The 18,764-nt window shown below is 31.8% G+C and carries 18 protein-coding genes and 2 pseudogenes; 17 read left to right on the top strand and 3 right to left on the bottom strand.

All coding sequences use genetic code 11. The features are described 5' to 3' along the window. The first annotated feature begins 31 nt into the window (after positions 1 to 31). From B5S50_RS02490 to B5S50_RS02480, 3 genes are all read left to right on the top strand, one after another. Positions 32 to 1,177 (top strand): YibE/F family protein, encoded by a 1,146-nt coding sequence (locus B5S50_RS02490; protein WP_217302988.1) that lies wholly within the window; start codon positions 32 to 34, stop codon positions 1,175 to 1,177. 66 nt (positions 1,178 to 1,243) lie between these two features. Continuing rightward, on the top strand, positions 1,244 to 1,564 hold the full coding sequence (locus B5S50_RS02485) for a hypothetical protein (protein ID WP_217302987.1): 321 nt from the start codon (positions 1,244 to 1,246) through the stop codon (positions 1,562 to 1,564). Between the two features lie 333 nt (positions 1,565 to 1,897). Then, positions 1,898 to 2,770, top strand: a complete 873-nt coding sequence (locus B5S50_RS02480; RefSeq protein WP_217302986.1) for a cation diffusion facilitator family transporter — start codon at positions 1,898 to 1,900, stop codon at positions 2,768 to 2,770. A gap of 5 nt (positions 2,771 to 2,775) precedes the next feature. Here B5S50_RS02480 and B5S50_RS02475 read toward each other — a convergent pair whose 3' ends face one another. Beyond that, positions 2,776 to 3,696 carry a DMT family transporter gene (locus B5S50_RS02475; RefSeq protein ID WP_217302985.1) on the bottom strand — a complete coding sequence of 307 codons (921 nt, stop codon included), beginning with the start codon at positions 3,694 to 3,696 and terminating at the stop codon, positions 2,776 to 2,778. A 206-nt stretch (positions 3,697 to 3,902) separates the two neighbouring features. On the opposite strand from B5S50_RS02475, the gene B5S50_RS02470 reads away from it, so the two are divergent. Next, positions 3,903 to 4,697 (top strand): ATP-binding cassette domain-containing protein, encoded by a 795-nt coding sequence (locus tag B5S50_RS02470; RefSeq protein WP_254306675.1) that lies wholly within the window; start codon positions 3,903 to 3,905, stop codon positions 4,695 to 4,697. A 258-nt stretch (positions 4,698 to 4,955) separates the two neighbouring features. Here B5S50_RS02470 and B5S50_RS02465 read toward each other — a convergent pair. Continuing rightward, positions 4,956 to 6,300, bottom strand: a pseudogene (locus B5S50_RS02465) (transposase). 143 nt (positions 6,301 to 6,443) lie between these two features. Between B5S50_RS02465 and B5S50_RS02460 the strand changes: the two are divergent. The 9 genes and pseudogenes from B5S50_RS02460 to B5S50_RS02420 all read left to right on the top strand — a co-directional run. Next, positions 6,444 to 6,689 (top strand): annotated as a pseudogene (locus B5S50_RS02460) (LytTR family DNA-binding domain-containing protein); the annotation flags it as partial. Positions 6,690 to 6,832: 143 nt separating this feature from the next. Continuing rightward, on the top strand, positions 6,833 to 7,675 hold the full coding sequence (locus B5S50_RS02455; protein ID WP_065078123.1) for an ABC transporter ATP-binding protein: 843 nt from the start codon (positions 6,833 to 6,835) through the stop codon (positions 7,673 to 7,675). Further along, entirely contained in the window at positions 7,675 to 8,397 is a 723-nt protein-coding gene (locus B5S50_RS02450) for an ABC transporter permease (RefSeq protein WP_217302984.1), read from the top strand. Before B5S50_RS02455 ends, B5S50_RS02450 begins: the two co-directional genes overlap by 1 nt. 377 nt (positions 8,398 to 8,774) lie before the next feature. Beyond that, a complete protein-coding gene (locus B5S50_RS02445) occupies positions 8,775 to 9,545 on the top strand; it encodes an XdhC family protein (protein WP_217302983.1) in 771 nt (256 codons plus the stop codon). 41 nt (positions 9,546 to 9,586) lie between these two features. Then, on the top strand, positions 9,587 to 10,135 hold the full coding sequence (locus B5S50_RS02440; RefSeq protein ID WP_065078125.1) for an FmdE family protein: 549 nt from the start codon (positions 9,587 to 9,589) through the stop codon (positions 10,133 to 10,135). 16 nt (positions 10,136 to 10,151) lie between these two features. Further along, positions 10,152 to 10,901 carry a DUF364 domain-containing protein gene (locus tag B5S50_RS02435; RefSeq protein ID WP_217302982.1) on the top strand — a complete coding sequence of 250 codons (750 nt, stop codon included), beginning with the start codon at positions 10,152 to 10,154 and terminating at the stop codon, positions 10,899 to 10,901. A gap of 63 nt (positions 10,902 to 10,964) precedes the next feature. Further along, positions 10,965 to 12,065, top strand: a complete 1,101-nt coding sequence (locus B5S50_RS02430; protein WP_217302981.1) for an ABC transporter substrate-binding protein — start codon at positions 10,965 to 10,967, stop codon at positions 12,063 to 12,065. A gap of 29 nt (positions 12,066 to 12,094) precedes the next feature. Then, positions 12,095 to 12,562, top strand: coding sequence for a tRNA (N6-threonylcarbamoyladenosine(37)-N6)-methyltransferase TrmO (gene tsaA, locus B5S50_RS02425; protein ID WP_217302980.1), 468 nt, complete (start codon positions 12,095 to 12,097; stop codon positions 12,560 to 12,562). 1 nt (position 12,563) lies between these two features. After that, the gene (locus tag B5S50_RS02420) at positions 12,564 to 13,769 is read left to right on the top strand and encodes a molybdopterin molybdotransferase MoeA (RefSeq protein WP_254306746.1); all 1,206 of its coding nucleotides are present in this window, start codon (positions 12,564 to 12,566) and stop codon (positions 13,767 to 13,769) included. A 73-nt stretch (positions 13,770 to 13,842) separates the two neighbouring features. On the opposite strand, the gene B5S50_RS02415 is transcribed toward B5S50_RS02420, so the two are convergent. Beyond that, the gene (locus B5S50_RS02415) at positions 13,843 to 14,364 is read right to left on the bottom strand and encodes an excisionase family DNA-binding protein (protein ID WP_065078129.1); all 522 of its coding nucleotides are present in this window, start codon (positions 14,362 to 14,364) and stop codon (positions 13,843 to 13,845) included. A 123-nt stretch (positions 14,365 to 14,487) separates the two neighbouring features. Here B5S50_RS02415 and B5S50_RS02410 point away from each other — a divergent pair, with 123 nt between their 5' ends. The 4 genes from B5S50_RS02410 (at position 14,488) to B5S50_RS02395 (ending at position 18,720) form a co-directional block, all read left to right on the top strand. Then, the gene (locus B5S50_RS02410; protein WP_065078130.1) at positions 14,488 to 16,440 is read left to right on the top strand and encodes a translation factor GTPase family protein; all 1,953 of its coding nucleotides are present in this window, start codon (positions 14,488 to 14,490) and stop codon (positions 16,438 to 16,440) included. 105 nt (positions 16,441 to 16,545) lie between these two features. Continuing rightward, positions 16,546 to 17,409 (top strand): nucleotidyltransferase domain-containing protein, encoded by an 864-nt coding sequence (locus B5S50_RS02405; RefSeq protein ID WP_217302978.1) that lies wholly within the window; start codon positions 16,546 to 16,548, stop codon positions 17,407 to 17,409. A gap of 71 nt (positions 17,410 to 17,480) precedes the next feature. Then, the gene (locus B5S50_RS02400) at positions 17,481 to 18,236 is read left to right on the top strand and encodes a bifunctional 2-polyprenyl-6-hydroxyphenol methylase/3-demethylubiquinol 3-O-methyltransferase UbiG (RefSeq protein WP_217302977.1); all 756 of its coding nucleotides are present in this window, start codon (positions 17,481 to 17,483) and stop codon (positions 18,234 to 18,236) included. 22 nt (positions 18,237 to 18,258) lie between these two features. Continuing rightward, complete coding sequence (locus B5S50_RS02395; protein ID WP_065078133.1) at positions 18,259 to 18,720, top strand: GNAT family N-acetyltransferase; 462 nt, start codon at positions 18,259 to 18,261, stop codon at positions 18,718 to 18,720. The last annotated feature ends 44 nt before the right edge of the window (positions 18,721 to 18,764 follow it).

Here is an 18,764-nt window from a genome sequence, read left to right as displayed (position 1 = left end):
GAGGGGATCTATGGCGGAAGGATGAATTGAAGTGAAAAAAGTAAGTAAGATTATTGTAATTAGTTTGTTGGCGTTTATTGTAATGACTGCAGGTATGTTTTTTGCAAAAGTTATGGCAAGCGGGACTTCAGACATCGATAACACACCAGTTCATGGCAAAGTTATTAAAATACATGCAAATGGTGGCAAAAACTCTCAAAGATTTTCCAATGCAGATGTAAAAATTATATCGGGAAGTTTTAAAGGCAAAGTGATTACAGTTCAAAATTTTGCAGGTGGTCAAATCAAAGATGAAGGAAGCAGTACACAGAGCTTTGCAAAAGTAGGAGATGAAGTATTAGTCAATATACAATATGACTCAAAAAACAATGTAAAAAAAGCTTATATTTATGAGATAGTGAGGTATAAATGGCTATATGGATTGGCTGCATTTTTAATTATATTGCTTATAGCTATAGGTGGCTTAAAAGGGTTTAAATCTGTGATAACTTTAGCCATAACTGGAATTGTGGTAATAAAAGTGCTTATACCACTTATACTACAGGGATTTAACCCAATGATAGTATCTATTGCAATATGCATTTTTGTAACCATAGTTAACCTGCTTATAATAAGCGGTAAAAATAAAAAAACACTTGCTGCTATTATAGGAACCTCTGGTGGGGTACTTATTGCAGGGGCCATAGCTTTCTTTTCAAACTCTATAATGATGTTAAATGGACTTACTGATGATCAAATGCAGTCTATTATATATACCTCACAAAATGCTAATTTCAATTTTCCAGGTTTACTGTTTGCAGGAATAATCATGGGAGCACTTGGGGCAGTTATGGATGTAAGTATGTCTATAGCGTCCTCTATAATGGAAATAAAAGAGGCAAAACCTGATATGACTGTAAAGGAACTTGTGAAATCGGGTATGAATGTGGGAAAAGATATTATGGGTACTATGGCTAATACTTTGATACTTGCCTATGTAGGAGGGGCCATGTACATAATGATTATGATTTCATCTTACTCTTATAGTACATCTATTTCTACAGCATTAGACCAGGATATTATTGCTTCTGAAGTTTTAAAAGCTCTGGCAGGAAGTATAGGGCTTATATTTGCAGTGCCTATAACAGCAGTTACAGCTGCGTTTTTAATTAAACTGAACAAAGGTAAGGAAAAGTAACATTTTTTCATCTAAAACAATATTATAATACAGTGAAACAATTTGAAAATATGGAGATGAACATTAATGGAAACTGTTGTAAATTTTTATGTTGTTTTAGATGAAAATGGAGAAAATAAAAAAGAACTGAAAAGTCAAGTAACTTCAGATAATCCTATGTTTACAAATATACAAAGTGGAGACACTATAATTCCTAAAGAAGGTAACGAAGAATATATGGTTTTAAAAACCGTAAGAAATTTTGCAAAAGAAGAATTGGATATATATATAAGTAGAATAAAAAGTAAAGATGAGGTAATGGATGAAATAGAAGAACTGGCTAATAAGACTGTAAAATCAGTACTGGATTCTATTAAAGATACATTTGACTTTGATAAAAAAGAGTAATTTATCTGATGGCTACCTACTGTAACACTTCCACTAAGTAAGATTCATTGATAGATAGTAATTTAAAAACACTATTAAAATCATTTGATATGATGATTTTAATAGTGTTTTTTTATATAATGCAAAGAACTCTGTTTATAGAAATTTTGGTATCAAATCCACTTTATATAGGGAAACTTAAAAAAATAAATTAACTGGAAAAGTATGATGAAATGATGAAATACATGGATTTTACAAAAATAGAAATAAATTTGGATAAAGGTGTGAAAACTAACTATAAAAAGTTTAAAGAACTACTATGTAAAATGTAATTCTAATTTTAAGGAGAAAAGTATGGATGAAGATTATAAAAATCTCAAGATTGCAGAAAAGGGTGCACGTATTAGCATTATAGCTTACATAATTTTATCGATGCTTAAATTGACTTTAGGATATTTTTATCAATCTAAAGCACTTACTGCTGATGGAGTCAATAATTCCACGGATATAATTGCGTCACTGGCTATTATTATAGGACTCAAAATATCTGGAAAACCAGCAGACGATAATCATGCCTATGGTCATTTAAGAGCACAGACTATATCCTCACTTGTTGCTTCGTTAATAATGATAGCTGTAGGTTTAGATGTAATTTACAATGCAGTGTACTCTACTATTTTTTTAAAGAACAAGGCACCAGATATGATTTCAGCAGTGGTCGCCATTATTTGTGCAATACTTATATATGCAGTTTATGTATATAATAAAAGGGTAGCGCTTAGAATTAAAAGTTCTGCACTTATGGCTGCTGCAAAAGATAATCTTTCAGATGCCTGGGTAAGTATGGGTACTGCAGCTGGAATCATAGCTTCTCAGTTTGGATTTCCCTGGATAGATCCACTAGCAGCAGTGCTAGTGGGAATTTTAATTTGTAAGACAGGTGGGGAAATCTTTAAGGAAGCAGCACATAATTTAACAGATGGTTTTGACAGCAAACAGTTAGATAGTATAGTTTCTAAAATAAAGGAAGTTGATGGCGTGAGCTGTGTTAAAGGGACGAAAGCACGTGTTCATGGTAATAATATTTTGCTTGACATTGTAATAGGGGTTAATTCTAAGCTCACTGTAGTTAAAAGCCATGAAATCACGGAAGAAATAGAAGAAATGTTAAATAGAGAGTTTAAAATCAAACATGCAATTATACATGTAGAACCGGATTCAAAATAATGTTATTATTTTGAATCCCTATTTACTATAAAAATTCCTATACATACAAGCACAAGAGCTGCAATGTTTTCAACATTAAAGATACTTTCACCTAAAAATATAGAAGATAGAATGGTACCTGCTACAGGAATTACAAAATTAAACATGGAAATAAATCCAACCTTATTATATTTTAATAGCACTGTCCAAATTGAAAATGCGGCAGCTGACAGCATTGCTAAATATAATAAAATAGAAGTAGAGGTAATTGTGAAGTTTGTCACGTAGCCTTTATTGAAAATTCCAAGAGCTAAAAGAGCTAAACCTCCTATAAGGAGTTGATACCCTGTTACAAGCACTGAATCTATATTTTTGCAGATTTGTTTTCCATAAATTGAAGATGCAGAAAATACAAAGGCAGATAATATGATAAAACCTTCACCTGTAAATTTAAAGCTAAAACTCAAAAGTTCACTGCTGAAGTTTACAATTAGCACACCAATAAAACCAAGTATACAGCCTATAGCTTTTTTAGTATTTATTCTATCATTTTTATACAAAAAATGGGCTAGTACTACACTGAAGAATGTACCAGTAGAATTCATTATAGAGCCTTTTGACCCCGTGGTATTAGCAAGTCCAATATAGAAAAATATGTATTCAAGAGTAGTTTGAGTCAAACCAAGTAGGATAATCTGTTTGACATTTTTTTTAGTTATTGAAAATATGTTTTTAGAGGAAAATAGGGCTACTATTAAAACAATTACTCCTGCAAGTATGAATCTGTAGCCGGCAAAAGACAATTCTGAAAATATATCTTTTGAGCCTATCTTAAAAAGGGCATACCCACTTTTAACTCCAGGGTAGGCACTTCCCCATAATATACAGCAAAAAGATGCAAGTAGTATTACTATTTTTTTATTCGTAAAAAAACTTTTGTTGTCCAATTCTGTCAATTCCTTTCTTTAAGCAATAATTATATTATACATTTTTTAAAAATTAAGTGAAGGTAAAATTTTGGATATAGGTTAAATAAATGTTGAGTTACAATTATACTTAATTTATAATTGTACTGTGATATTTGGGAATATTTTAAAAGAGTTTTATAGGTTGACTTCACTAATCTAAATATATTGTACAAGGATGGTTAGTTTTGCTGGAAATAAGTGAGTTATATAAAGTAAAAGGCGATATTGTAATAAATAATATAACATTTAAAGTTACAAAGGGTAATTTGATAAATATAGAGTGTAGTGATCAAATAAGTGATTTATTGATTGATCTTATTTTAGACAAAGAGGTGCCTACTAAGGGGAAGATATATATTCACGGAGAAGGTAACAAAACTTATATAAGAAGAAATATGAAACACATAGGCGTTGTATTTAGAAAAGAAGGCTTTTATGAAAATATGACTGTAAAATCCTATATGAAATTTTATAAAAATATGGCCAATTCTAAAGTTAATTATAAGGAAATAGTGCTGAAACTTGCTCTTATAGATATTGAAAATACTAAAATAAATAAGCTTACTTATTCTCAAAAAAGGAGACTTAGCTTTGCAAGGGAATTGCTTAAAGAACCTAAGTTTCTAATATTTCAAGAACCTATACTTAATATGGACAGATATGATGCAAAGCTTATAACACAAAGCATGGATCAATTGATTTCAGATGGCGCAATTGTATTCAATACTTCTGTATCTTTTAAGGATATACTACTCCTTGGTGGAAAATCCTATAGCATAGATGAAAATGGATTAAAAGAAATACAGGGAGAGGAAAACAGCCAAGAAGAATCAGATAGCGGAGATGAGACAGTATATAAAATTGAAAAGATTCCTGCTAAAATTAATGAAAGAATGATTCTCTTTGATCCTATGGAAATAGATTATGTAGAAAGTGAACAGGGTGTAAGTAACTTAATAGGTAATTGCGAAACTCGCTAATAAAAATGAATAAAAGATGTTTAGAAGTTGCAAAAGTATTGTTAGAAGTTTAAAGACAAATTTTTATGATTTGAAATAGCCATATTGATAAAAAAGGGCGCACGAAATAAAGCAAAGTTGGGTTTCTATTTTTTACAAATAAAATTTATGCAATTAATGGTTTTAGGCTTCTAATATATTCATTTTTATGTATTTTATTTGCTACAATAACTGTTATTAGCTGAGTTATACCGGCTAGAAGTAAGTCAGAATGAAGCGTTAGCTCATTTTGTGTCTTACGATCCGCAACGCAATAACTGCCTTTGAAATGGTTGATGTTTTTCTCGACAGCAGTCCTGATTTTATAAGTGTTTTCCCATTGGAGAGTTCCACGAGTAGTTCCAGGATATGCACGAAGATTCTTTTCAGGATAAATGTAAAACATTCTGCCGCAAGAAGATTTTGTACATGGATTTTCACATAGAGTTACACGTTTGCTCTTTTTAGTTTTTTTATTGTATACCCATTTCATTTTGGGACATACGAATTTCATTGATGGAATTCCAGAACGTAAGTGTGTTTTACTGCCTTCTCGTTTCATTGGAAGCGAATGGTCATAAGGACAGCATGGAATACCATTTTCATTTAAAGGGCAGTCGAATTCTTTTGATGCAAGTTTAGTTTTTAATGGAATGAATGCCTTTTCAAATTTCAAATCATGCAAAAGGTATCGATAAATCAGAATGCTGTCAAAAGCAGCATCACCTAAAAAGATTTTTGGATTTATCAAAGGATGTTTTGCAAAGAAATCCATAAGAACAGGTATAAGAGCTTTAGAATCAGCAAGAGATTTATCTTCATCCGGTGAATCAGATTTTTTCTCAATAACAATATCAGGATGTGCTTTTAGAAAATCCTGATTGTAAAATGAAATATCTCTTACAATACCAAGTCCGTTGGTTACAATGCCAAATTTAAAAGCATAGCAAAAATGACCGTTAATGTACATTTGTTGAATGGCCGGATTAGCTGAAGCGTGTGGAGGCATAGAACCATAGGCAGCTTTATAAGGATCATAAGAATCATCTAAAGCATGTACTTTCTTAAAAGTCTTAAGCTGTTTTATGATGCGGTTAGCATACTTAGGGTTGTTTTCAGTAACAAAAGCTTCGATACCAGAAGTATCAAAAATAGTCATAGAAGCAAGTTTGGGGTCAATTTGCTGGCATATTGGTTCAGTAATATCAACGAGATTATCAAATATCAATTGTAAGTCCAGAATAAAATCCTGTTTAAAACGTGTGAATTTAGAAGCATCAGGGACTTTAAGGAAACCGCAGAAATCCCTTAACTCTTGAGAATATTTAAGAAAAATAATCAAAAGGGAATCCGTAGGAATAGAAAAAATGTGCTGCAAAATCAAAGCACGGAGCATGGCGTAAAGACTGTATTTACGGGGCCTTCCAGTAGAAGCATAAAAATGATTTATGAAGGAAGCAGGGATTAAATCATCAAGGTTAATAGTATTTTCAAGTAAAGAAAGAAACTGAGGCTTGTTATTTTCAAATTTTTCTTTGCAATCAGAAAAAATATCTGCCAAAGAAAGCTGTTTATATGGTATCATAAATATATAACTCCTTTCTGAGGTATATGGTGATTTTGTTTCTTTGCAATTCAATTTTACCATAAATCAGTGAGGAGTTATTTTGTTTTGTAACAAAAAATACACCGCATTTATACGGGTTGTAGCGTTTCGCAAACGCCTAAAGTAACTTAAACATAAAAGGAGAAAGGTTTCCATGCATGCTGCCGCTCACAGAGCTGGAAAAAAGGCTAAAACATTTTGGATTTTTTAGATGTCATAGATCTTATTTGGTAAATCTTCAAAGAGTACGTGAAGTTGTGATGTGGACAAGAAATAGTTATAGTTTAAGTCTCGATGATAAAACTAAAAGTTCTATTCCACTTTCAAAAGGGAGAATGAAAGAGCTAAAAGATATCCTAAATATATGATATTTTTAACTCAAAATGTGAAAATTCAGCTCTAAAAAAGCAGGATTCATAAGTTGTATTACTCTTTTCATGTTGATTTTATGGTTTAATAGCAGCATTTGTATAATAATTAACCATAGTAAAACTGAAAGGAGTTTTTAGCTATGGAAAATATTATTTCTATTAAAAGTCTTAGAAAAGATTTTGGGGAAAATACAGCAATTAAAGATTTAACTCTGGATGTTAAAGAAGGAGAAATATTTGGATTTTTAGGACCAAGTGGAGCTGGAAAAACTACTACAATTAAGATACTTACATGCCAATTACTGCCAACAGGCGGTGATGTGAAAATATTTAATAAAAGTTTGCGTTCACAAAAAAAAGATATTTTTAAAAATATAGGAGTGCTTTCAGATAACAGTGGGTTATATGAAAGACTTACAGTTGAAGATAATTTGATGCTATTTGCAAATATAAACGGAGTAAAAAAGAAAAATGTAGATGAAATACTTGAAAAAGTGAAAATGACAGAGTATAGAAAAAGGGATGTGAAGAAACTATCTAAAGGAATGAAACAAAGACTTATGATAGCAAGAGCAGTGATTCACAATCCTAAATTGTTATTTCTTGATGAACCTACGTCATCTTTAGATCCTGGCACGGCTTTAGAAGTTCACAAACTGCTTCTTGAGCTTAATAGAGAAGGGACAACCATATTTTTAACTACTCACAATATGTATGAAGCTGACAAGCTGTGTCATAGAGTAGCTTTTTTAAATGAAGGAGAGATAGTTGATATAGGAGCTCCTGGAAAATTAAAGTTAAAATATGCAAAAGACGATATCAAAGTTGTTTTAAGAGATAATGAAGAAGTAACCGTGAAGAATAATAGGGATGGAGCAATTAAAGTTAAAAACTGGATGGAAGATGGAAAGATTTTATCCATTCATTCAATGGAGCCAAATCTTGAAGAAATATTTTTAGATATTACAGGGAGGGAATTGTAATGGAATTTTCAATAAGAAGAGTAAATGCATTATTCAACAAGGAGTTAAAGGAACTGCCTAAAAATATAAATGTACTTTTTATGGCCGCACTTCCAGTAATATTTTGTGTTATATATTTAAAGATATTTAGAAATATAATAAATTCACAAGAAGGAAAAATATATATTTTAAATATAATACTTAATATGAACTTGGTTATGGTGGCTACACTTATAATGGCTATGTTAATAGCAGAGGAAAAGGAAAAAAATACATTGAGGACTCTTATGTTAACTTCGCTTTCTCCTGTAGAATTTTTAATTGGAAAGGCACTTATAACTATTTTCATTTCAGCGATTGTAAATATAGCTATATTTTTTATGTTGGGGATTCAACTGCAGTATTTGTTTATGTATTTTATTATAACGATTGTAGTTTTAATTAGTATGGTAGAAATTGGAGCTGTAATTGGAATTATATCTAAAAATCAAATGGCAACAGGGACTATTGGTACCCCTCTATGCATGTTTTTATTTATGATACCTGTGCTTTCAGGATTAAATAAAACTTTTTATAAAATTGCCACTTTGCTGCCAAACTACAATTCAATGATAATTCTTAAAAAAGTTTTTGATGGTAAAAATATACTTGAAGGTTCAGGTTATAATATATTTGTAATTTTTGCATGGATAGTAGGTTCATCCTTGATTTTTGCTTATGTTTATAATAGAAACGGAATATAAATTACTTATAAGGATACTATAAAAAAAAATAAAGACTTTAGGCATGATAAATAAAATGCAGAAGTCTTTATTTTATTGTTTATAACTGATATATAAATACATTAAAAGAAAAGTTTGCGCTATTGACAGAAAAATATTAATCTTGCTATAATTTAAATAGTTTAGTTATGTTTTGATTGCTTATATTGTTAATAGTCCATTATTATTTTGTTAAGTTGTATTTAGTTTGCTTTAGTTATAATAGACACATAAAATATTAAAATTATAGGTTTCCTGAGGTACGATGGAAATCATCTTTATCTGTTCTTTGTTATTTGAACTTTATTATTTCCAAAAGTTAAGCAAGTAGTATGTAAGTAGAAAGGAAGGTGAATGATTTGAAACTGAATTTAATGCGCCTTTTAGCTGAATATCAGGAAGCTAATAAGGAAGCGGCTCTGATTACAGTTATTTCTTCAGAGAGTATAAATAATTGCAGAGTTGGTGCAATGATACTGGTTAATGCAGAAGGTGAAGTTCTGGCTGGCAGTTTAGGAAGTGAACTTATTGAAAAAAAGGCTGCTGATCAGGGAAAAATATGTATCAATAGGGGACTTTCAAGGAAGGTTTTACTTGATACTCTTGAAGGTAAAGTTGAGATTTTTATCAATAGTTTCTGCAATCATGATAGTTTGATAATAGCGGGGGCAGGCACAGTTTCACATAACATTTATAAATTTGCAAGGATGCTTGGCTATCGAGTTACAATAGCCGATAACAGACCAGATATGTTGTCTAAAGAAAGATTTTCTGAAGCTTATGAACTCCTTTTAGGTGATATTGTTGAAAACCTTAAATTGTGTTCTATAACAGAAGATACAAGCATTGTGATAGCAACACACCATCATGAATTTGATGAGAAGTCACTGCAAGCTGTTATTTCTTCTCCAGCACGTTATATAGGAGCTTTAGGTAATAGCCGCAGGGTAGCAGGTTATTTCAAAAATTTGAAAACGATTAATATTACGGACGAGATTATAAAAAAGGTTCATTCGCCTATAGGACTTGATCTTGGTGGAAAAAGAACGGCTGAGATTGCTTTAGCAGTGATGGCTGAAATTCAAGCTGTAAAATATCAGCGTTCTGGTGGTCCTATTAGTCAAAAATAGGTATATATTTTGATATAAAACATTTTAAAGGGAGTGTTAATATGGATAATCATTTTGAAGAAGATGTAAAAAAGGCACGTGAATTTCATGGCCATTTATGCAGCGGTATTATTTTAGGTGTAAGAATTGCTCGTGCAGGATTGAACTATTTGGGAATTGAAGAACCTGCAAAAAATAAAGATTTTATAGTATTTGTAGAAACAGATAGATGTTTAACAGATGCTGTCCAAGCTGTAACAGGATGTTCGTTGGGAAAAAGAAGGTTGAAGTGGATAGATTATGGTAAAATGGGTGCCAGTTTTATTGATATGAATACACAAAAGGGTATAAGAATTGTTGTAAATGCTAAGAAAAATCCTTCCCCAGATGAGGATGCACTTTCATTTTGGGAACAGTTTACTGATGAACAATTATTTAAATTTGAGCCTGTTAAGATAGATATAAAAAAAGAAGATTTGCCAGGAAGGCCTACTAAGAGTGTAAAATGTGAAATTTGCCATGAAAAAGTTATGGATGGCAGAGATGTCATTAAAGATGGAAAGGTATTATGCAAGGCTTGTGCAAACGGTTCTTATTATAAAAAAATTTAGATAGGGGGGAAAACGTGTGTGGCAGATATATGATGATCTTATTAATGAAATCCCCGATGATCTAACAGTACTTGAATGTATGGTTGGGGCTTCATGGACTCTTGTACGTTCAGAAAAGGGACTAGGTATTGTTAAGACTATTAAAGGTGGTAAGCAAGGAACTAAACTTACCAATATTTCTGGAATGCAGCTTAAAAGACTTGCTGAATATTCAAAGTCATGGAATATGCTTGAAGCATCACTTGGAATGGCGGCGATTAATGCAGCATTTAATAATTCTTCACAAATTAAAGATATCACTGGTGAGCCAGTGCCTAAATCCGATGATGCAGAAAAGTATAATGCTTTTAAAATTTTAGAGCCAAGTATGAGAGGTAAAAAAGTGTCAGTTATTGGCCATTTTCCGGGTATTGAGAAGCTTAATAAAATGTGTGAATTATCTATACTTGAAAGAGAACCACAGGTAGGGGATTATCCTGACTCAGCTTGTGAGTATTTGCTTCCAGAGCAAGACTTCGTATTCATTACAGGAACAGCATTTACAAATAAAACAATGCCTAGATTGATTCAGCTGTCTAAAAGAGCTGAAATTGTTTTAGTAGGACCAAGCGTACCAGTTTCTAAGGTATTATTTAATTATGGAGTCAAACTCATAGCAAGCTTCATTGTAATTGAGCAGCAACTTATTTGGAAGGCAGTTCAGGAAGGTAAAAAAATGAACATATTTAAAAGTGGAGGTAGAATGGTATGTGTTCACTCACAATAAAATTAATACTGGCATTAAAACACATTATCAACAGTAAATATATTTGAAAGGGGTAAATACAAAATGATAAGAAAAAAGAAATCTAAGATTTTTCCTATAATGATGATTTTTTTATTAATTTGTTCGGTATTTTTTAGCTTGACAGGCTGTGGAAAAAAAGCAGAAACGCCAAAAGCTACTACACAAACAATTACTGATGATGCAGGAAGAAAAGTTACGATTCCTAAGAAAATTAATAAGTGCTATTATACTAGTCCTATTGGTATGATTATGGCATATTCCCTTGCACCAGACAAGATGGCTGGATTGTCAATGAAATTCACAGACAGTGAGAAAAAATACATACCTTCAAAATATACATCACTTCCACTTTTGGGTGGTTTACAGATGAATGGCAATATTAATACAGAACAATTGGCAAAAGTTAAACCAGATGTAATATTTTCAATTGGTCCTGATGATATTAACAAAGCATCAGTAAGTACTGCAGATAAATTACAACAACAGATTAATATTCCAGTTATTGTAATTGACAGCAGTTTTGAAAAAATAGATAAAGCTTATGCACTTATGGGAAAGATACTTGGAGCGGAGGACAAGGCAAAAGAGCTTACAAACTATTGTACCGATACTGTTAAAGAGGTTACAGAAGCAACTAAAAGTATACCTAAAGAGAAAAGGGTTAATGTTTATTATGCTGAAGGTCCAAAAGGTCTTACAACAGAACCATCCGGTTCAAGTCATGCTTTGGTACTGGATATGGTTAATGGAAATAATGTTGCTAAAGTCAAAGCAAAGCCAGGAAGCGGTATGAGCGATGTTTCAATGGAACAGGTTTTGTCATGGAATCCCGATGTAATACTTTCATGGGGAAAGGATGATGGAGGTGCTTCTGATTTAATTAAGACTAGTGAGGAGTGGAAAAATATTAATGCAGTAAAGAATGGTAAAATATATGAAATACCTAGTCTACCTTTCAATTGGTTTGATCGTCCACCTTCTGTAAATAGGTATTTAGGCTTGAGATGGTTAGCTGCAACTTTATATCCAGATGTTTATAAAGTTGATATGGTTAAGGAAGTAGAAAAGTTCTATTCTCTTTTCTATCATACTAATATATCTGATAATGATGCAAAAGCTTTACTAAATAATTCTGCTAAATAGGTAATAATTAAGAAAGGATGTTATAGTTTATGAAAGCTGATAGCGTTACATTTACTCCTATAGGAATCGTAAAATCTAAAATAGCAGATACAAAAATTATGCCGTTAAGTGGAGTTGATGCCAAAATAGAAGTATTCCCAGAGTTTTTAGAAGCATTGGAGCGTATTGATGAGAGTTCACATTTATGGATTTTGTCATGGCTTCATAAAGCACCGCGAAATTTAATGAAGGTTGTGCCTAAGAAAGTTAATCCATTATCAGATGAATTTGGTGTGTTTGCAATTAGATGTCCCGCTAGACCTAATCCAATTGCATTAAGTTTGGTTAAGCTAGAGAAGGTTGAAGGAAACGTTCTTTATGTTACTGGTCTTGATGTTATTAATGAGACACCTGTTCTTGATATTAAGCCTTACTTTAAAAATGATATAGTATTGTCTCATCGGGAGCCAGACTTAAATCATAAAAATACAATGTCACAGGAGAGTGAAGGTGAATAATATGTTAGATTTGAATAATAGTAAGACTAAGGCGGAGGCGCTGAGTATACTGTTTCAAAAATGTCCCCCAGGTCGGCAAATTGAAACTGTTCCTATAGCAGAGGCTGTTTATAGAATACCTGCAAAAAACATATATTCCTGCAATACACTGCCTACTTATAGAGTTTCAATGATGGATGGTGCAGCGGTGTCCTCCAGTTTTTTTAAAGATGGCATGCCTGATACTTCTCATTGGATAGATGGAAGGGAATACTCAAGAGCAGATACAGGTGATGATTTTGATGATCGTTATGATACAGTAATACCGATTGAAAAGGTTTCTTTTGATGCACAAGAGAGACTTAAGTTTCAAGAGAAAATTGAAGTTAAAGAAGGAATGTGTGTAAAAAAAAGAGGCAGTACTATTAAAGAAGGCGATTGTGTATTAAAAGCTGGAATGCCAATACGTCCCAGTGATTTAGCAGCCTTGGTTATAGGTGGAATTGTCCAGGTTCCAGTTCTAAAAAAGCCAGTAGTAGCTTTTATTCCAACAGGTAGTGAACTTGTGGCTGCCGGTACAGAACCACAAAGAGGCCAAAATATTGATTCCAATAGTATTATGGCCAAGCATATGATTATTGAGATGGGGGCTGAACCTCTGTGTTATCCAATTGTAAAAGATAATTCTGAAAGTATTGAAATTGCTTTAGAGAAATCATTAAAACAAGCAGATATTGTTATAATGAATGGAGGATCTTCTAAAGGTGGAGAGGATTTTACTACAAAGGTGTTTAAAAACAAAGGGGAGGTTTTATTACACTGGGTTAAGGCAGGTCCTGGCAGACCAATAAGTCTGGCGGTTATCAATAAAAAACCTGTTATTAATTTGCCTGGACCTGCTTTAGCAGCATATTATGGGTTAGATTGGTGTATTAGAAGCATAGTTAATAAGTATTTAGGGATACCTATGATAAGACGTCAAAAGGTTACTGCTGTTCTTACCGAAGATATGCCTTGTCCGAAGCCAATTTCATTTTTGTGTAAGATGGATATAGGAAAAAAGACGGATGGGACATATATAGCTACTCCTGTTCCTTTTAAAACCTCCTCTATTGGTATGTGTTTGGGAACAAATGGACAGTTTATTTCAGAAATTGGTGAAGGAGACTATAAAAAAGGAGATGCTATTGAAATAGAGTTACTTTGTAGTGAAGAATTCATATTTTAAAAAGACATACAAACAAAGCATCAGATGAAGTCAAAACTTCATCTGATGCCAAGAGCTCTGTTTATCAAAAAATCTACTTATAAACTGTTACAGACATGGTTTTAAAAACCACATATAGCTCAGTTCCTTTTTCAATCCCCATTTCAATTAAAGATTTTGTAGTTATAAGTGCTTTTATGGGGATACCAATGTTAACAACTACCATTGCACTGTCATCATTATTGATAATGCTAATTACATTGCCTTTAAGGAGATTTCTTGCACTGCTTTCAAATGTCCCCTTAGCTAATATAATATTTTCAGGGCGAATGGAAATTTTAACATTTCCCTCAAGTTTAGAGTTAACACAGATGCTGACAGATCCAATATTTGCAAAGGTTTCACCATTTTTATTACTTAAGGTTGCCTCATATATATTTTCATAACCATTAGATTTTAGAAGGTAGGCTTCAAACTGAGTGTCAGATATACGAATATACCTTCCTATATGGTGTGCTTGAAGCTCTCCGCGTTTAATCATCTCATATATAGTACCTTTTGTTAACTTAAGTTTTTGTGCAATCTCTTCTGGTTTATATAAAGTTTCTTCATTCATTCAACTCACCTGCTTTTGTATTTTATTTATTATATTATAGCATTATATAGAAAAAAATTTTTATGCTACAATATATTAGAACGAAATGTATATGCATTGTAGATTTTTTAAGAGGGGTAGAATATGAATAAGACAATTGGATTATTTGCTCATGTAGATGCAGGAAAAACTACTTTAGCTGAGCAGATTTTGTATCATACAAAGAGTATTAAAAATTTAGGAAGAGTAGACCATAAGGATTCATTTTTAGATAATAATGACATAGAGAAGAATAGGGGAATTACCATATTTTCCGATGAAGCTGTATTTAAGTATAAGTCTTCTACTTATTATTTGGTAGATACACCTGGACATGCCGATTTTTCATCCGAAATGGAAAGAACCATTGAAATAATGGATTATGCCATTGTTATCATAAGTGCAGTTGAAGGTGTTCAGGCACAGACTGAAATAGTGTGGCAGCTTTTGAAAAAGCATGGGATACCTACATTTTTCTTTATAAATAAAGTAGATAGGGTTGGAGCAAATGTAGAAGGTATACTTAAAGATATTAGAGTAAACTTAACAGAAGATGTATGTTTTATTTCTGAATCTGTACAGTTAGATAAAATCAGTAAAGAGATTATGGAGTTTGCAGCAGAACGGAGTGATAAACTTCTTGAAAAATATATAGAAGAAGATTTCACAAATCAATTATGGCTGGATTCTATAAGAGACATGATATCTAAAAGTAAATTATTTCCTTGCATGAGTGGGTCTGCCCTTCAAGATAAGGGAATAGATGATTTTCTAGAAAAATTAGATGTGCTTACTTTTACAAAATATAATGATAGAGAAAAATTTCAAGGAATTGTGTATAAAATACGCCATGACAAGCAAAAAAATAAAATTACTTATATAAAAATACTAGAAGGTACTTTAAAAGTTAGAGATGAAATTGCAGTGAATACATCTCAGGATTGTTTTGAAAAAGTAACACAAATTAGAATCTGTAATGGTGACAAATTTAAAACAGTAGATGAAGCATCAGCAGGAGAACTTGCTGCAGTATCAGGCTTATCAAATTCAATTGTAGGGTGTGGACTTGGAAATTGCTATAGAAAAGTTAATTATGAGATGGTTCCAGCGTTAAAATCAAGAGTAATATTTGACAAAAGTTTAAACGAAAAAGATGTATTAGCTTGTTTTAAAATTTTAGAAGAAGAAGATCCTGCGCTTAAAGTAAGTTGGAATGAAAAGCTAGGGGAAATACAGGTAAATATTATGGGAACAATTCAGCTGGAAGTGCTTAAAGAACTAGTAAAGGAAAGATTTGATTTACCTATAGATTTTGGACCTTGTGAAATTTTATATAAAGAAACTATAGTAGAAACGTTTTATGGCTGTGGACACTTTGAACCTTTAAGACATTATGCAGAAGTATACCTTAAATTGGAGCCAGGAGAGAGAAATAGTGGTATTTCATTTTACAATGAGTGCAGCACAGATGATTTAGACATAAATTATCAGAAACTGATAGGCAAACATATCTATGAAAGAGATCATCACGGTATTTTAACAGGCTTTCCTATAACTGATATAAAAATTACACTTATTACAGGAAGATCCCATGTTAAGCATACCTGCGGCGGAGATTTTAGAGAGGCAACTTTTAGGGCACTTAGACAGGGACTTGAAGGTGTGAAAAACATACTTTTAGAGCCCTATTATAGATTTAAGATTAAGGTAAGTTCAGATTATATGGGAAGAGTTTTATCCGATATACAAAAGTTAAAAGGCTCTTTTGAAAATCCCGATAATTTAAATGGTGAAGTTATTATAACAGGCAGAGGGCCAGTATCTACATTTATGAATTATGCTGTGGATTTTATCTCTTTTACAAAAGGAAGAGGTAAAATTAATTTTGTATTAGATGGATATGATATTTGCCATAATGAAGGAGAAGTCATTGAAAAAATGGGCTATGATAAAAATGCAGATATTGAATATACATCTACTTCGGTATTTTGTTCTAAAGGAGAGCCCTTTTTAGTAAAGGGAGATAGAGCAAGAGAATATATGCACTGCTTAAAGTAGATTTTAGTTTTTAGAAAATCATTTGAAGGGGTATTAATTTGTAATTGTAAATTATGACAAATTAAATAAATAATGAGATGAAGTTCTTAAAGTAAGGGGAAATAAATGAGTAATTTAAGTTATCATTGTAAGTGGAGAATAGAATTAGCAAAACAGATTTGTGAAAAGGTAAAAATTATAGAAGGTGTTAAAGCAATAGTTATTGGTGGTTCAGTCGCAAGAGGTTACGCTGATGAATATTCAGATTTAGAAATACCTATATTTTGGGATAAGCTCCCCAATGAGAATACCCGAAAGCTTATAGTTAAAGAACTGAATGCAGAATATTTCTATCCGTACAATTATGAATCAAATGAGGACAATGTAGTTGTCAATGAATTTAGGATCGATTTATGGCACCTTACTGTTGAGAATGAAGAAGATACTATTAAAGGTGTTCTAGTAGATTTAAAAACAGATTTTGGGTATAGTAATGCTATGGATACTATAAGAACTTGCATACCACTGTTTGGTGAAGAAATAGTATATTTTTGGAAGGATAGAGCAAAAGGCTATCTAAAGGAGCTTGCAATAAAGAATATTAAAGAAAGTCTGCAATCAATTGATAGTACTCAAGCTGAACTTTATATCCAAAGGCAAAATTCAACATTAATATATGAGCATATTGCAAATTTACAAAAGAATATATTCTTAATACTTCTTGCTTTAAATAAACTATACTTTCCTACATTTAAATGGATGTATAAATCACTTGAGACTTTTAAAATTAAACCTGAAAATATTGAACAAAGATTTAGAGATATTTTTACCTATCCACCAAAGGAGGCATATGAGAATACTTTAGTTATTATAATGGAGACCCTAGATATAATAAATGAAGTATATCCAGAACTTAATGCAAGTGTAGTTCTAAGTAAACTAAAATCTGATCGAATACCTCATGACAATCCGGTAAATATTTGGGTTTAACTATCTTTAACGACATAATATTTTTATATTGTTTATTAAATTGCAACTTTAAAGTTAAATGGAGGTTAAATATGATAGATTATAGTGAACAAAATAAAAAGGCTTGTGAGCATAATGCATATGATTTTTGGGTAAATACATCAGGAAAACCATCCGATAGAGCTAAGAAAGATTTAGAAGATCCCATAAGAGTGCTAAAAAGATATGCAGGCTATTTTGATACTTATGAAGGTATTAAAATTGCCAATATTTGTGGTTCATGTGGTAAAAAAGCAATCCCATTAGCAATTTTGGGTTCAAAAGTTACAATCTTTGATATTTCAGAAGATAATAAAAAGTATGCACTTGAAGTTGCAGATGAAGCCAATGTGGATATTGATTTTATAGTTGGTGATGTATTGGAAATTGATATGACAAAATATGAAAAATATTTTGATGTGGTCTTTATGGAAGGAGGAATCCTGCATTATTTTCATGATATCAACCAATTTATGAAAATAATGCAGCAGCTTTTAAAAACAAATGGAAAAATGATTTGTAGTGATTTTCACCCATTTCAAAAGATATCAGATATACTAGGGTTAGAACAGCCAACAATGAGTTATTTTTCAACAGATGTATTTGAAGGTGAAATGGCTCATGCAAGATTTTTTCCAGATGAGATTCGCAGACAAATGCCATTATGTAGTTATAGAAAATATACCATTAGCGAAATCATTAATGCAGTTATAGAAAATGGATTTACTCTTAATAGATTTGATGAACATCCATCTTGGATAAATGAGGATGTACCTGGAGAGTTTACAATTATAGCAAAGAAGGATTAGGTGTAATATGAGAGGTTATAATATGATAAATGATATTAACGTAAAGTTTGCTGCACTTGATGATTTATATTCTTGGATGAAATTTATTAGACTAGTAAGTTGGAATTTCCCAGGGCTTGAAACTGAAGAATTGCTTATGGATTATCAAGAGACCGTTATCAAAAATATAAACAGAAATAGTGCAATTTGTGCTAAGAATCGTGGAAAAGTAGTTGGAGTATTATTATTTTCAGTTAAACGTAGTATGCTTTGTTGTATGGCTGTTCATCCTAACTATAGGAGAAATGGAATTGCAACTAAAATGATAGATTTAATGCTGGCTCAATTACCTAACAATTGTGATATAGTTGTTATGACTTTTCGGGAAGGGGATGAAAAGGGGATTGCCCCTCGTGCATTGTATAAAAAGGTTGGATTTACTGAAGATGAGTTCTGTTATGATTTTGGCTACCCACAACAGAAATTTATTTTACACAGAAAATGAGTGGAATGTATTGTTGCGACGATTCAAAATATTCTTATATTGTA

This window comes from Clostridium sp. 001 (assembly GCF_019056555.1).
GTDB lineage: Bacteria > Bacillota > Clostridia > Clostridiales > Clostridiaceae > Clostridium_B > Clostridium_B ragsdalei.
Note: the sequence above shows the minus strand (reverse complement) of the source record. Positions and strands in the feature narration are given on the sequence as shown.